Source organism: Algoriphagus confluentis (genome assembly GCF_036245625.1).
GTDB classification, from domain to species: domain Bacteria; phylum Bacteroidota; class Bacteroidia; order Cytophagales; family Cyclobacteriaceae; genus Algoriphagus; species Algoriphagus confluentis.
The window spans coordinates 1-1,033 of sequence record NZ_BTPD01000037.1; the positions used below are offsets into that span (position 1 = coordinate 1).

Below are 1,033 nucleotides of genomic sequence, written 5' to 3' on the forward strand. Positions count from 1 at the left end.
TACTTGTTCCCCTGTCCGTCTTCCACCATCGAAAAGTCCGATTCACTGCTGTTCAGCTCTTCCACATTCTCCAGCTTCAGCTTCCTCGCACTCTCCGGAATATCCCGCTTCTCGATCCCCAGGCTGTCCGCTGTCAAGCCCTTCGCCTGGATAATCGATACCGCTTCCTCAAAGTTGTCGGTCAGTATCCCCGCCCGAAGCAACGCTCGGTAGTCTTCTCCCCTCGCCTCTTCGTACCCCACCGTCGTCTTCCACCATTCGTACATCGCTCCGTAGTCCCTTACCTTGTCCTGGGCCAGCGCCGTCTTCCGCGCCGTCTCGTAGTTGGGCTTCTTCGCATACGCTTCCTTGTACACATCCAGTGCATGCTGGTAGTTCATCAGGGTCATCTGCTCGTCCGCATAGCGGACTTTCGTCTTCTGGGCCTCTGCTATGCCCGTGGCTCCAATCAGCAAGCCTGCCGTTATCGTCAGTATGGTCAGTGTCTTTTTCATAATCAGAACCATCTTTGGTTTTTCATCATTGAAGTCCTCGGTATCATATAGAAGCCCACCGAAAACTCATGCGAGTTGCTCCGGTAGTCCTGAAGCACGTTCAGGTTGTGGTCATACGCATACCCGATCCGTAGCCGGTCGGTCGCAAATATCTCGATGATCGCCGCAACCGCGTTCCGGCTCGACAGGTTCTCCTCCAGGTTGTCGTTCCAGATCTTCACGTTGCTCCGGTAGCTGCCCCCCAACCAGATCCGCTCGTAAAACAGAAACATCGCGTTCAGATCGTAGTTGGTCGGCGCTCCCTTCACTTCCTTGATCAGAAAGCTCGGCTTGAACGACACCGTCTCCGACAGCTCCAGCAAGGCGCCCGCCGTCAGGTAGTAATGAAAGTCATGATATGCCAAAGCCACATCCTCTCGCTCCAAGGCCTTCTTGCCGATCATGTTGTACACACTGAAGCCCGCATAAAACTTCGGCGTGTGGAAAAACAATCCCGAATTCAGGTTCGGTGTGAACAGGTTCACCCGGCCCTGGGGAAG

The 1,033-nt window shown here is 54.6% G+C and carries 1 protein-coding gene and 1 pseudogene; both read right to left on the reverse strand.

Annotated elements, in window-relative coordinates:
* A pseudogene (locus AAA943_RS21765) lies at positions 1-494 on the reverse strand (OmpA family protein); the annotation flags it as partial.
* Positions 495-496: 2 nt separating this feature from the next.
* The coding region (locus tag AAA943_RS21770; RefSeq protein WP_338226527.1) for a PorP/SprF family type IX secretion system membrane protein at positions 497-1,033 on the reverse strand (537 nt) is incomplete at its 5' end.